The sequence below is a fragment of the Pseudoalteromonas piratica genome (assembly GCF_000788395.1).
Classification (GTDB): domain Bacteria; phylum Pseudomonadota; class Gammaproteobacteria; order Enterobacterales; family Alteromonadaceae; genus Pseudoalteromonas; species Pseudoalteromonas piratica.
On record NZ_CP009888.1, the window covers coordinates 1,899,429 to 1,912,539 of the forward strand.

Below are 13,111 nucleotides of genomic sequence, written 5' to 3' on the forward strand. Positions count from 1 at the left end.
GTATAAAGAAGTGTCAGGTGTAGCTCTTAAGCAAACGAATAATCACTTGCTTAAGAGTAAGTTAGCGTGAGAAGATATTTAGGCTTCAGCGATTAAGATTGCGCGAAGCGGGGCAGGGTAGCCTTCAATGGTTTTATTTACATCGTTAGGATCAAGGAAGTCCGCAAGCGATTCTGTGGTCATCCAATCAGTTTTACGTTGCTCTTCGAGTGACGTTTGGTCGTTATCTACCACGCGAACATTTTTAAAGCCTACGCGTTCCAACCATAAAGTCAGTGCTGCGGTACTTGGGATGTACCAAACATTACGCATTTTCGCGTAGCGGTCGGTTGGCATTAAAACAGTATTGACATCGCCTTCAACCACTAAGGTTTCAAGCACTAACTCACCACCTGGGCGTAACTGTGCTTTTAGTTGTGCTAAGAAATCGATCGGTGAACGGCGGTGATACAACACACCCATGGAAAATACCGTATCAAACGCTTTTAACTGAGGTAATTGCTCTACGCCTAACGGTAAAAGATGTACATTAGGGTCTGGGTTAAAGTGTTTAATCGCTTGGAATTGGCTTAAAAATAGGTCAGATGGGTCAATGCCCACTACAAATTCAGCACCGGCACCGCGCATACGCCATAAGTGATATCCCGAGCCACAACCGATATCGAGCACTGTACGATTGGTTAAATCTGAAATGTGCGGTAATAGGCGATCCCATTTCCAGTCACTGCGCCACTCAGTATCAATATGTAAGCCGTGAATCGTGAACGGGCCTTTACGCCATGGCATCATGCGTTTCAGTAAGTGTTCAAGTTGTTTAGTATGCCCTTCGCTTAATTCAGATGCTTCGCCAAACTCAACTTTATCTTGAATGTTGATATGCTTGGTCTTCGACTCAGGTAAATTTTTAAGTACTTTTTCCCATTTTGGCCAGTCGCCATGCTGTGCTTCGCGCTGCCAATGGCTGAGTTGCGCTGGTAATGTTTCTAACCAATGACTTAATGGTGATTTTGCAATCGCTGCATAAAAGTCAGTAAACCAGTTATTCATTTGTAACCCTATTATTTAATTGCGATCATTGAGCAGAAGTTAAAACACTGATACCACACTTGAGTATGTTGAAAGCCAATGTCAGATAAGCGTTCAAAATGAGCGTTAAGCGTTTCTGGGCGCATTACGTTTTCAATCGCACTGCGTTTTTGACTTATTTCAAGTTCAGAGTAGCCATTTGCTCGTTTAAAGTCGTGGTGAAGATCAATCAGTAAATCATCCACTAGGGTATTTTCGCCTTTCACTTTTTCACTCAGTAGTAATACACCACCAGGTTTTAGACCTTGGTAAACTTTTTCTAACAAGGCAAAACGCTGAGGCTGCGGAATAAACTGCAATGTAAAGTTGAGTGCCACCACAGATGCATTATTGATCTCAATTTCGTTGATATCGGCCAATTCAACGGTTACCGGTACATCTGAGCGAAAGCCTTCAAGATGAAGTTTACAGCGCTCAACCATCGCGGCTGAGTTATCAACTGCGATAATTTGACAGTTTTGCTTGTCAATATTACGTCGCATACTCAGTGTCACTGCGCCAAGTGAGCTACCTAGGTCATATAGATTGGAATTGTTTTGTGCGTATTGTCCCGCCAACTTACCCATGGTACTGACAATCGTTGCATAGCCAGGTACAGAACGTTGAATCATATCGGGAAATACTTCAACCACACGCTCGTCAAAGGTAAAGTCCTTGACGGCTTGTTGGCTGGCGTAAATATTGTCTTTACTCACTTGTGTGATCTCTCAAGCTTTTAATTGGCATATTTTACGTTTTTTATCGTCATTAGTCAGTGCCTTCAAACAATCATTAATTAAAATTTTGATGTTTTTAGTAAAATTTAGTTTTCTCTTTTGTTAATTAGGTGTAGTTTGCTGACTATACTCAATATAGTTGCAGTTTGAGGCAGAGCGAGAATGAAGAAAAGTAACACAATTAGCACCGAAGATATTTTAGCGACGTTATGTAAGTCAGTAACCGAAGTTTTAACGGCCGCAACCAATAATAAAATAGCCTATTCTGCTATGGTTCAGAAAATTACACGTACCTGTATGCGACCAGATATTGGTTGTTTTGTTCTATTTGATGGTGGCTTTACCGGGTTAGTGGTAAAGAACTTTACCGCACAGGCTGCAATGGAAATATATGGCGATTATATGCGTAATATGGGCATGCCGGAAAGCGAAATAGCCAAGAGCCATTTATCGGATGATGTGTCAAATGTGCTTGGCGAGCTGATGAATCAGGTAGTGGGTGATTTTACTAATAAGGTGCGTGAGCAATTACACACATCGATTACCCAAAACCAACCCAAGATGATGGCAATCAACAAACAAGTTCAAATTTCAGTTGATACTACCATGGATAGACCGCAGGCTAGACGTGTAACATTTACAACTGAAAATCAAAGTATTTTCTACTTAGAGTTGGCAATGGATAAAACTGAATTTATCAAATTACATGATTTTGATATTGCGGAAGCCGTTGATCCGGATGATATTATTGCCAATGAAAAAGCAAAACCAACGAAAGCTGCGAAGAAGTCTGATGTAAAGTCGTCTGCTAATGATGATATCGATGATGACTTTATGGCTGAACTTGGTTTATAAATCGCTAAAAATCGATTCTAAAAAGGCCTCTTGTTGAGGCCTTTTTTGTTTGGAAAAGCAAATATTATTTAACCCATATTCTATTTCGTGAGATAAAAATTCTCAGCTTGCTCACACAACACCATAAACAACCTAAGATCTAGCTCACCTTGAAAGTAATCTGGCTGAATATGACAGCACAAATTGTAAAAGCTTTTGTTGTGTTCTTTTTCTTTAAAATGCGCCAGTTCGTGCACTACTAACGTTTTTAAAATTTCCTCAGGTGCGTATTTTAGTTGATTCGCAATGGCAATATGATGTTGCGCCTTTAATTTTTTGCCATGCGCATGGCGTTTAAAGGTATGCGTTCCAAGAGCGTTGAACACTAGATCTTTTTGTTTTTCGTATTTTACAGAGTCCAACTTTGGTGCATTTTTTAAAAACTGTTGTTTCAATCCATTGGCATAATCATACAAGGCTTTTTCTGATTTGAAGGGATGTGCAACAGGATATTTTTTTTCAAAATAGCGCGCCAACTTACCGGAGTTTATCAGGGCTTCAACTTGCGCTTTTATTTGTTCTGGGTAAGCGTTAAAGTAGTTCATAAAATCAACAGGATTTTTCGATGAAGCCATATTTTCTCACTAATCTTTTATTGTTAAGTTACTGCTGCTCACTGCGTGCTAACCCAAAACTGGTGGATATTTCAGAATACAACAGCGGTATTGTAACGGAAATACGTTATTTCACGGATAACAATTTTGTTGGTACAAAAGTTAATGGCTATCAAAGTGCTAAATGTTTACTCACGGAAAAGGCCGCAAAAGCTTTAATTGCAGCGCAATCTGACTTTTTAAAATTCGGCTTAAGCATCAAAGTATTTGATTGTTATCGTCCACAGCAAGCGGTTGACCATTTTGTGGCATGGGCCAAAGACCTTAATGATACGAAAATGAAAGCGTTTTATTACCCTCAAGTAGCAAAAAGTGAGTTATTTAATAAAGGCTATATTGCTGCAAAATCAGGGCATTCGCGCGCGAGCACAGTTGACCTTACATTAATAGAAAAAGATGGTCATGAACCGTTAGACATGGGCACACCGTGGGATTATTTTTCTCCACTTTCTGCTGCAAAAAGTCCTTATTTATCCTCACAAGTTAGAGCTAACCGTATGTTACTTGCAAAAGTAATGGCATTGCATGGCTTTAAACCACTTACAGAGGAGTGGTGGCATTTTACTTTAATAGATGAGCCTCATAAAAATAGCTATTTTGATATACCGATTAAGTAATCTTAGCCATTATGCAATGTATATAAGCAGAATCATCGTTGGGTTAATTCAAACGCATTTAGTCCACTAAAATAAGTCAGCTTGCTTCGCTTCTTTCTCAGCAGGAAAGGGTAAAGTAACAGCATGATCAAACTTACTTTCTAAACAAAATTGTCGCGCTAAATGTGCTGAATCATGGTTATCTGCGGTATGGAAGAATAAATAAGGTGTTTTACCTTCACTTTGCCACTTTTTAATTTTGTTTATCCAAGGTGCATAAAACGCCGAATTATCGGTTAAGTTAGAACAGCCAACAAATCGGATAATTGGCCGTTGCCCTGTGGCAATCACATTCACTGGGACTCGTGGTTTCTTTTGTTGCGCATCAATAATCGCATCAGTCGTAGCGGGCTCTGAAAACAATGCACGGGTATCCATAATAATGCGGTCGACGTTATGGCGCATAAGTAACTGGTTAAAATGCTTTTCGGTATCGTCTTTTTGGAAAAAACCTAAATGCCGCACTTCTATAGAAAGCGGGATTGATTTTGGCCACAATTCAAAAAATGAAGCAATACGTGGTACAAATTCGGGTGAGCATGATTTAGGCAGTTGTAACATAATTGACCCTATTTTTGGTAATAGCGGTTCAAATAAATTAAGCCATGCTTTTATTTCACCGTTTACGCCCTCTAAGGCCATTTGATGCGAGATGCGTTTGGGTATTTTAAAGGTAAAGCGAAAATCATCGTCTGTACTGTTATACCAGTTATTGATAGCTGCAGGGCTTGGGTCAGCATAAAAGCTGGTATTGCCTTCAACCGTATTAAAAATTTGGCTGTATTGCGCGAGCATGTCACTGTTTTTACAGTGTGTTGTAAAAACACGTCCTTTCCAGTGATTACTGGACCATTGTGGGCAACCTAAGTACAGCATTTCATTTCTTTATTGCGAGTGAATTTTTATAGCATATCAAACACGGAATTTACTCTCTACACTCGCATTTTTAAAGCGCTTAAGTATAATTGTCGTTTATTTTTTTAGTGATGACTATTTCGAGGGCATTTTAGCGCTCGAATATTTGATAAGTCTTTTACGGACAGGATAGATATGCGCTCTATATATTGCGGACAAGTAAATAAATCAAACGTAGAACAAACGGTCGAACTGTGTGGTTGGATCAATAAACGCCGTGACCTAGGTGGCTTAATCTTTATCGACTTACGCGACCGTGAAGGTGTTGTGCAAGTGGTATTTGATCCTGAAGTTGAAGGCTTAATGGACACTGCAAACCAATTACGTAATGAATTCTGCGTGAAAGTAACGGGTATTGTGCGTGCACGCCCAGAAAGCCAAATCAACAAAGATATGGCAACGGGTGAAGTGGAAATTTTAGGTAAAGGATTAGAGATTATTAACCGCTCTGAGCCATTGCCACTAGATTTTAACCAGCAGAACTCAGAAGAAATGCGTTTGAAGTATCGTTATTTAGATCTTCGCCGTGTTGAAATGAGTGAGCGTATTAAGTTACGTGCAAAAGCGTCATCGTTTGTTCGTCGTTTCCTAGACGACAATGGTTTCTTAGATATTGAAACGCCAGTACTAACTAAAGCAACTCCTGAAGGTGCACGTGATTATTTAGTACCAAGCCGTGTTCACAATGGTAGTTTTTACGCATTACCTCAGTCGCCGCAGCTGTTCAAACAGTTGTTAATGATGTCGGGTTTTGACCGTTATTATCAGATCGTTAAGTGTTTCCGTGATGAAGATTTACGTGCTGATCGTCAACCTGAATTCACTCAAATCGATTTAGAAACGTCATTTATGAGCTCTGATGAAGTGCGTGCAATGACAGAAAAGCTAATTCATGATATGTGGAAAGAGCTATTAAACGTTGATTTAGGTACTTTCCCAACGATGTCTTATGCAGATGCGATGCGTCGTTTTGGTTCTGATAAACCTGACTTACGTAACCCAATGGAATTAGTTGACGTTGCTGATTTAGTTAAAGACGTTGAGTTTAAAGTATTCTCAGGTCCTGCAAATGATGAAAAAGGTCGCGTTGCGGTACTAACTGTACCAGGTGGCGCAGCATTATCGCGTAAGCAACTTGATGATTACACTAAGTTTATCGGTATTTACGGTGCTAAAGGTTTAGCGTGGATGAAAGTTAACGACCGTGATGCGGGCGTTGAAGGTGTGCAATCACCCATTGCTAAATTCCTAACTGAAGACGTGATTAACCAATTACTTGAGCGTACTAATGCGCAAACGGGCGACATCATTCTATTTGGTGCTGATAAACGTAACGTTGTAAACGAAGCGATGGGTGCACTTCGTCTGAAAATTGGTTTAGACCTAGAAATAACAGACTTAGACAAGTGGGCGCCACTTTGGGTTGTTGATTTCCCAATGTTTGAAGAAGACGACGAAGGTACACTGCACGCAGTTCACCACCCATTCACTGCACCAAAAGACATTTCAGCTGCGGAGTTAGAAGCTAATCCGGCAGCGGCAATTTCTGATGCGTACGATATGGTACTTAATGGCTACGAAGTAGGTGGTGGTTCTGTTCGTATTCATAACAATGAAATGCAACAAGCAGCATTCCGTATTTTAGGCATTGAAGCACAAGAACAAGAAGATAAGTTTGGTTTCTTACTTGATGCGCTTAAGTACGGTACACCACCACATGCAGGTTTAGCATTTGGTTTAGACCGTTTAGTAATGTTGTTATGTGGCACTGAAAATATCCGTGATGTCATTGCGTTCCCGAAAACAACGCAGGCATCATGTTTATTAACAAATGCGCCAAGCGTTGCAAACCCTGATGCACTGGTTGAACTAGGTGTATCTGTGGTTGAGTCTGCTGACGAGTAAAGATATTCAAATATAAAAAAGGCGCACGTTAACGTGCGCCTTTTTTGTTTGCTTGGAACGAGGAAAACTAGACTGTAAATCGCGCCACATCCTGTTTCATGTTTTGCGCATCTACTTCAAGAGCGTGGCAATTTTCACTGTTTTCACAGGAATCTATAAAAAGTTGCTCTGCCGAAACGGAAATATTTTCAGTGGCACTTTCAACTTCTTTTACGGTGTACATTTGTTCCTGCGTTGCACCTGCTATTTGAATGACTCGATCACGAATCGCATCGAGCGATTGTTTATTGCGGTCCATACTTAATCGAGCTGTATCAAGGGAGGTATCCATTTCGCTGGTTAGGTTTAAGCTTTTTTCCATGGCTTGCTCGGAACGTATGACGAGATCTTGCAAGGTCTTTATCATTTTTCCAATTTCAACCGTTGACTGTTGTGTACGTTTCGCTAAGGTTCGCACTTCATCAGCAACCACAGCAAAACCTCTACCAGTTTCACCCGCTCTAGCAGCTTCAATTGCAGCATTAAGCGCGAGCAAATTAGTTTGTTCGGTTATATCACTTATAACACTGGTGACACTTTCGATATCACGGCTCGATAAGGTTAATTCATTCATAATGCCGCTGGTGGACTCGACTTGTGACTTTAGCACTGCCATATTTTGATGCGTTTGACTCATAACATCAGTACCTTCACGCATATTTTGTTCAGCTTGTTCGACACTTGCTTCAACTTCAACGCTACTTTGTGCTATGAGTTCAACTGCTTTTACAAGTTCAGATACGGCTTGTTTTACTGCTAGCGTGTTATTTTTTTGGTCTTCAATGGCAGATTGTGAGCGTAAGCTCAATTCGGCAGAATGATGGGCGCCTTGTTCTACAGCTTCGCCTTTGTGTTTTATTTCTCGCACAATATCCGCAGTTGTATCGATAAATTCATTAATACTATCAGTGAAATCTGAGAGTTCATCTTTGCCATCTAGTTCGATATGTTGCGTTAAATCACCGTTACCATGGCTAATATCAGCCATTTTCTCATTGGCATTATGTAAGCGATGGATAATGCGGTATGTTTGCCACAACAAAATCAAAGAAATGATAACGGTAATTGCACCCGATACAAAAGCACCTTGTTTTTTGCTTACCGTTAAGGTGTTTGATATCTCACCATTGATGCCTGTGGTTAATTGGTTTAACGTTGACTCTACTTGATGAATACTGCTGCGCAGCGAACCTCGTAACCCCTCATCCTCAGACAACCCGCGCTGTTTTAATGCGTCAGCAAGGTTTGCTGCGGCACTTTCGAAGTTGGTCAGAGTGGCACTTGATGCAGTTGTATGATTAGTTAAATAGGTTTTAACTGTGCTAAGTTTTTCTTGTGCTTGATTTTTTACAGCAATATCGAGTGATGATTGAAAATCATTTTCCAGTAATACCAGTCTGACCATTGAACTGATTGCAGCCGTATCGCCCGTGTTTAATACTGCTTCTTTTAGCCTTATTTCGGCTTGGTTAAATGCATGCCGCAATCCCTGATCTTTAGACAACCCAATGCGTTTATCTAAAGATACTAGCGTTAAAAATTGAGTTTCATATTGTTCAATAAGTGCGTAGGTGTCGACAAGTTGGTTTTCAAAGGTTGGGATTGATGACAGTGTGCTACGTAATTGATTGATGTTTTGTTTAATGAGTGAAATACGCTGATTAAATTTGTCGATATATTTTTCGTCTTTTCTTAACAAAAAATCCTTTTCATGTCGTCTTAGCATTAACATGTTATTACTAAGCTCCTTACTGAGGGCAAGTTTGCTACCAAGTTCGGCCATTTGATTTGTGGAATACCAAATTAAGCTGGCCATAATGGCCATTGCAAAAATAATTAGAACAGATAAAGAAATGAAGGATCGTTTGATAGACATGAATACTCCTTATTCAGTAATAGATAATTTGTTCCGATTTATATCTCGTAAATAAGGCTAGGCAAGAAGTTAATTTTCTGCCATAAAAGTGTCATAATTTTTTATTGTTTTTTAATTTGGTATGGAAAGAGGGATGTGAGTACGTTGTGCCAATCCGTACTTATTTTCTAAGTCACCATAAAACTCAAACAGTAAATCTTCTATAATGCCTTGTTTTTCTGCGCTTTTAAGTGCGTTTGTTAATAATTGATAAAGCGCATCATTGTCTTTTTGAATGTAAAAATACATATCCGTATCGAATGAAAAAATAAGATTTTGTTCGATGGCTAAATAGGGATGTGCCTGTAATTCATTTTCTATCTCGATAATGCTTCGCGAAAAGTAGTCGAACCCACGATTACCATGGTGCAGCATCTGATATATTTTACTCATATCGCCAGAGAGCTCGATGTAGGGCAGTTTATTGTGGCGCCATACATCAACATCATACCAGTTTTCACCAAATACACCGGTGCTCTTTGAATCGATAAAATCTTGCAAATGTTTTACGTTATTAAATTTGCTTTGATTGTTAATATTAACAAGTAACAATCGTTGGGCGATCTTCCCTTGTGTTAACGGAACGTCGATGCGACGATATTTTTGGTCGCGCTCCTTTGAGCGCATACGCCAAATGACATTAACTTTATTGGCTTCGAAATAGCTTATTTGGCGTTGATAGTTAAGTGCACCGATGTAAGTAATGTCTACTTGCTGGTCAATCGAATGGATAGATCTTTCTAGCAGTTGTTCGAAATAACGTATGTTTGATTCATTGCGAGTCGAAATCTTCAATTCTATCGGGTTTGAAAGTGCTGAAAAAATAGAGAAGCAAAATAGTATTAGTGTTTTAGACATACAACAGCATTTATAATTTCGATTAACTAATTATAGTCTAATTGTTGATTTATCATCCTTTAAAGCCGCTTATCACTTAATCATTTACGATAAAATACAATCGTGATGTAAATAGTTTGCTTACAAAAATATTTAAGATTTATCGGAATGTATTTTTATGACACAACGTCTTGATGTGCTTGATCTTTTGAGAGGAATATCGGTTTTGGGTATTCTATATATGAATATTTATTATCATGCAGTATTTGAGATTGGATACAGCCCCTTAATTGAAGCCCCAATGAGCGACTTAGTTATTGAAGTAATTAATGCTTTTTTCATTGATGGACGATTTCGCACTTTGTTTTGTGTGTTATTTGGTGTGGGGCTTGCGATTTTGTACGATAAACACGGACAAAATAATGCATTACCCCTGCTTAATGCGCGTTTGAAATGGCTACTGATTTTTGGTGTTGCACACAGCGTATTTATCTTTTCTGGTGACATTTTAATAAATTACGCTTTAGCAGGTTTTTTGGTTTATAAAGAATTAGGCAATCACCAGGCGATTATTCTAAAAAAAGCGAAAACGTATTTTGCAATTGGGTTTGTAGTGTTAATACTACTCTCACTAATCCCAAGTGAGCCAATCTATCGGGGTAGTGAAGAGTATCTTGCAATACTAGCCGAGTGGCAAGCAGGATATGGTAATCAACTCATTCAACAAATCATTTTTACTGTTATTATGTTGGTATTTAGCCTGGTTTGTTTCGTTTGGGTCACTGCTGGGATTGTGTTATTCGGTGTGTATTTGTATCGCTCAGACTTTTTCACCAATGGCTTATCGCAATTTCAATTAACGAGTGTGGTCGTGGTCACATTGGTTATTTCAACTGCTGACGCAGTCATTCGAGTAAATTGGCCAGCGCTTGCAGAGCTTAATATGGCGCTAGCGACTTTATCTGCATTATTTTGTGCGCTTTTATATATCCACATCATTATTAAACTAGCTAAGAAAGTGTCAGTTCTTAAAGCTTTGTTTGCTCCCGTAGGGCGCATGGCATTTTCTCTTTATCTGCTGCAATCCATAGTGTTTGCAATCTTTTTCAGATACAGCAATATTGATTTTGTCAATGAAGCAACACGCATTGATTATTTGTATTTGTGCATATCATTTTCGTTAGTTCAGCTGGCTTTAGCGGGTATCTATTTAAAACTTTTTAGTGTTGGGCCTGTAGAATGGCTTTGGCGAAAAGCTTATAACAAGTCATTGCAATCAGTCATTAAATGAACAGATAAGTGGAATTTACCATTTAGCACTGGTAATCCATACAGTTATTGGTCATTATATGACAATTATAAAAAGAACCTTGCAGGTGCGCATTGGCAATTATACTTGGCATCGACCCCGGGTCCCGTTTTACGGGGTATGGCTTAATCAAACAACAAGGTATGAAGTTTGAGTATTTAGGCAGCGGCTGTATCAAAATGGGCGAAAAACCTATGGCTGAACGCCTAAAAATTATCTTCCAAGGTGTAACTCAGCTAATTGAGCAATATCAACCTGATAGCTTTGCCATAGAACAAGTCTTTATGGCGAGAAACCCGGATTCAGCGCTTAAACTTGGTCAAGCACGTGGTGCAGCTATGGTTGCAGCCTCATTACAATCGTTAGATGTATTTGAATATTCTGCGCGACAAGTAAAACAAGCTGTTGTGGGCACAGGTGGCGCGGATAAGTCACAAGTACAGCATATGGTGAAGAATTTTCTAAAATTACCAGGCACACCACAAGCAGATGCGGCTGATGCCTTGGCAATTGCCATTTGTCATGGGCATTCCCAACAACATTTAATAAAACTGTCAGGTCAAGCAAGTAAAACAGTGAGAGGACGATTAAGACGATGATAGGGCGATTACGCGGTATCTTAGTTGAAAAACAACCCCCAGAGATTCTAATTGAAGTAAGTGGTGTGGGTTATGAAGTGAATATGCCGATGACATGCTTTTATAAATTACCTAAAGAAGGTGAAGAAGCAGTTATTTATACACACTTTGTAGTGCGAGAAGACGCACAGCTATTATTTGGCTTTAATAATAAAACAGAACGCGCGTTGTTTCGTGAATTATTAAAAGCAAATGGTGTTGGACCGAAATTAGGGTTAGCAATTCTTTCGGGTATGTCGGCTGAGCAGTTCGTTGCGTGTGTGCACAATGAAGATGCAACGAGCTTGGTTAAATTACCGGGCGTTGGCAAAAAAACGGCAGAGCGTTTAGTGCTTGAAATGAAAGATCGCTTAAAAGACTGGGGAATGGATCTGTTTACACCATATACAGATGATGCCATTTTAGAAATGCAGGAAGATCCAACAGTGAAAGGCAATGCCCAGGATGATGCAATCGCTGCTTTAATGGCGCTTGGTTATAAAGCGAACCAAGCTGAAAAAGCCGTAAAAGCAATTAAAGGCCAAGGGCATTCAAGTGAAGTGCTCATCAAAGAAGCACTTAAGGCAATGATGTAAGATGATTGAAGCGGATAGATTGATTGAACCCGATAAGAAAGGCAATGAAGATGTTATCGATAGAGCCATACGTCCTAAATTGCTTTCAGATTATCGTGGTCAGCCTCATGTTAAAGAGCAAATGGAAATTTTTATTGAAGCGGCGCGTTCGCGAGAAGAGGCGCTTGACCATTTGCTTATTTTTGGGCCGCCTGGTTTAGGTAAAACCACGCTGGCAAATATTGTAGCAAACGAACTTGATGTCAACATCAAAACGACATCTGGACCGGTGCTTGAAAAAGCAGGTGATTTAGCTGCAATGTTAACCAATTTAGAAGAAAACGATGTACTTTTTATTGATGAAATCCATCGTTTAAGTCCTCATGTGGAAGAAATCCTCTATCCTGCAATGGAGGATTATCAACTGGATATCATGATAGGTGAAGGGCCTGCAGCGCGTTCGATAAAGTTAGATTTACCCCCATTTACTTTGGTTGGCGCAACGACTCGTGCGGGATCACTTACTTCACCACTTCGTGATCGATTCGGAATAGTTCAACGCTTAGAATTTTATTCAGTTGAAGACCTATCTAACATTGTAATGCGCTCGGCAGATTTTTTATCGCTTGAAATGGATGAAGAAGGTGCCATTGAAGTTGCACGTCGAGCCCGTGGCACGCCGCGAATTGCTAACCGATTATTACGCCGTGTTCGTGATTATGCAGAAGTGAAAGCCGATGGTGTGGTCACTGCCGCTGTTGCTGGCAGTGCACTCGACATGGTCGATGTGGACAAAAGCGGCTTTGATTATATGGATAGAAAATATTTACTTTGTCTTATTGAAAAATTTATGGGTGGCCCAGTTGGCCTTGATAATATTGCAGCGGCAATCGGTGAAGAGCGCGAAACCATTGAAGATGTGATTGAGCCTTATTTAATACAACAGGGATTTATTCAGCGCACCCCGCGCGGACGCATAGCTCAAGAGTTTGCTTACAAGCACTTTGGGTTCCCTATAAAAGAGTAGAAGCGT

The 13,111-nt window shown here is 39.8% G+C and carries 13 protein-coding genes; 7 read left to right on the forward strand and 6 right to left on the reverse strand.

What is annotated here, in order from left to right:
- Nucleotides 1–78 precede the first annotated feature (78 nt).
- The gene (gene cmoB, locus OM33_RS08835) at nucleotides 79–1,047 is read right to left on the reverse strand and encodes a tRNA 5-methoxyuridine(34)/uridine 5-oxyacetic acid(34) synthase CmoB (protein ID WP_038640963.1); all 969 of its coding nucleotides are present in this window, start codon (nucleotides 1,045–1,047) and stop codon (nucleotides 79–81) included.
- 11 nt (nucleotides 1,048–1,058) lie between these two features.
- A complete protein-coding gene (gene cmoA / locus OM33_RS08840; RefSeq protein ID WP_038640965.1) occupies nucleotides 1,059–1,781 on the reverse strand; it encodes a carboxy-S-adenosyl-L-methionine synthase CmoA in 723 nt (240 codons plus the stop codon).
- Between the two features lie 183 nt (nucleotides 1,782–1,964).
- Between cmoA and OM33_RS08845 the strand changes: the two genes are divergently transcribed.
- Nucleotides 1,965–2,657: a DUF3334 family protein gene (locus OM33_RS08845; protein ID WP_038640967.1), complete on the forward strand. Its 693-nt coding sequence runs from the start codon at nucleotides 1,965–1,967 to the stop codon at nucleotides 2,655–2,657.
- An 80-nt stretch (nucleotides 2,658–2,737) separates the two neighbouring features.
- On the opposite strand, the gene OM33_RS08850 is transcribed toward OM33_RS08845, so the two are convergent.
- Nucleotides 2,738–3,271 (reverse strand): M48 metallopeptidase family protein, encoded by a 534-nt coding sequence (locus tag OM33_RS08850; protein WP_407681037.1) that lies wholly within the window; start codon nucleotides 3,269–3,271, stop codon nucleotides 2,738–2,740.
- Between OM33_RS08850 and OM33_RS08855 the strand changes: the two genes are divergently transcribed.
- Complete coding sequence (locus OM33_RS08855; protein ID WP_081991038.1) at nucleotides 3,262–3,927, forward strand: M15 family metallopeptidase; 666 nt, start codon at nucleotides 3,262–3,264, stop codon at nucleotides 3,925–3,927. The two genes, OM33_RS08850 and OM33_RS08855, sit on opposite strands and share 10 nt — an antisense overlap.
- A 66-nt stretch (nucleotides 3,928–3,993) precedes the next feature.
- Here OM33_RS08855 and OM33_RS08860 read toward each other — a convergent pair whose 3' ends face one another.
- The gene (locus OM33_RS08860; protein ID WP_038640969.1) at nucleotides 3,994–4,842 is read right to left on the reverse strand and encodes a DUF72 domain-containing protein; all 849 of its coding nucleotides are present in this window, start codon (nucleotides 4,840–4,842) and stop codon (nucleotides 3,994–3,996) included.
- A 174-nt stretch (nucleotides 4,843–5,016) separates the two neighbouring features.
- On the opposite strand from OM33_RS08860, the gene aspS reads away from it, so the two are divergent.
- Nucleotides 5,017–6,786 (forward strand): aspartate--tRNA ligase, encoded by a 1,770-nt coding sequence (gene aspS, locus OM33_RS08865; protein WP_038640971.1) that lies wholly within the window; start codon nucleotides 5,017–5,019, stop codon nucleotides 6,784–6,786.
- 67 nt (nucleotides 6,787–6,853) lie between these two features.
- Here the strand turns inward: aspS and OM33_RS08870 are convergent, their stop codons facing one another.
- Together OM33_RS08870 and OM33_RS08875 are read right to left on the reverse strand one after the other, a co-directional pair.
- Nucleotides 6,854–8,701: a methyl-accepting chemotaxis protein gene (locus OM33_RS08870; RefSeq protein WP_038640973.1), complete on the reverse strand. Its 1,848-nt coding sequence runs from the start codon at nucleotides 8,699–8,701 to the stop codon at nucleotides 6,854–6,856.
- A 111-nt stretch (nucleotides 8,702–8,812) separates the two neighbouring features.
- Nucleotides 8,813–9,598: a type 2 periplasmic-binding domain-containing protein gene (locus OM33_RS08875; RefSeq protein WP_038640975.1), complete on the reverse strand. Its 786-nt coding sequence runs from the start codon at nucleotides 9,596–9,598 to the stop codon at nucleotides 8,813–8,815.
- 157 nt (nucleotides 9,599–9,755) lie between these two features.
- On the opposite strand from OM33_RS08875, the gene OM33_RS08880 reads away from it, so the two are divergent.
- The 4 genes from OM33_RS08880 to ruvB all read left to right on the forward strand — a co-directional run bounded on the left by OM33_RS08880 (nucleotide 9,756) and on the right by ruvB (nucleotide 13,105).
- A complete protein-coding gene (locus OM33_RS08880) occupies nucleotides 9,756–10,868 on the forward strand; it encodes a DUF418 domain-containing protein (protein WP_038640977.1) in 1,113 nt (370 codons plus the stop codon).
- A 92-nt stretch (nucleotides 10,869–10,960) separates the two neighbouring features.
- Nucleotides 10,961–11,485, forward strand: a complete 525-nt coding sequence (ruvC, locus tag OM33_RS08885; RefSeq protein ID WP_038640979.1) for a crossover junction endodeoxyribonuclease RuvC — start codon at nucleotides 10,961–10,963, stop codon at nucleotides 11,483–11,485.
- A complete protein-coding gene (gene ruvA / locus OM33_RS08890) occupies nucleotides 11,482–12,099 on the forward strand; it encodes a Holliday junction branch migration protein RuvA (protein ID WP_038640981.1) in 618 nt (205 codons plus the stop codon). The genes ruvC and ruvA overlap by 4 nt, the downstream gene beginning before the upstream one ends.
- 1 nt (nucleotide 12,100) lies before the next feature.
- Entirely contained in the window at nucleotides 12,101–13,105 is a 1,005-nt protein-coding gene (gene ruvB / locus OM33_RS08895) for a Holliday junction branch migration DNA helicase RuvB (protein WP_038640983.1), read from the forward strand.
- The last annotated feature ends 6 nt before the right edge of the window (nucleotides 13,106–13,111 follow it).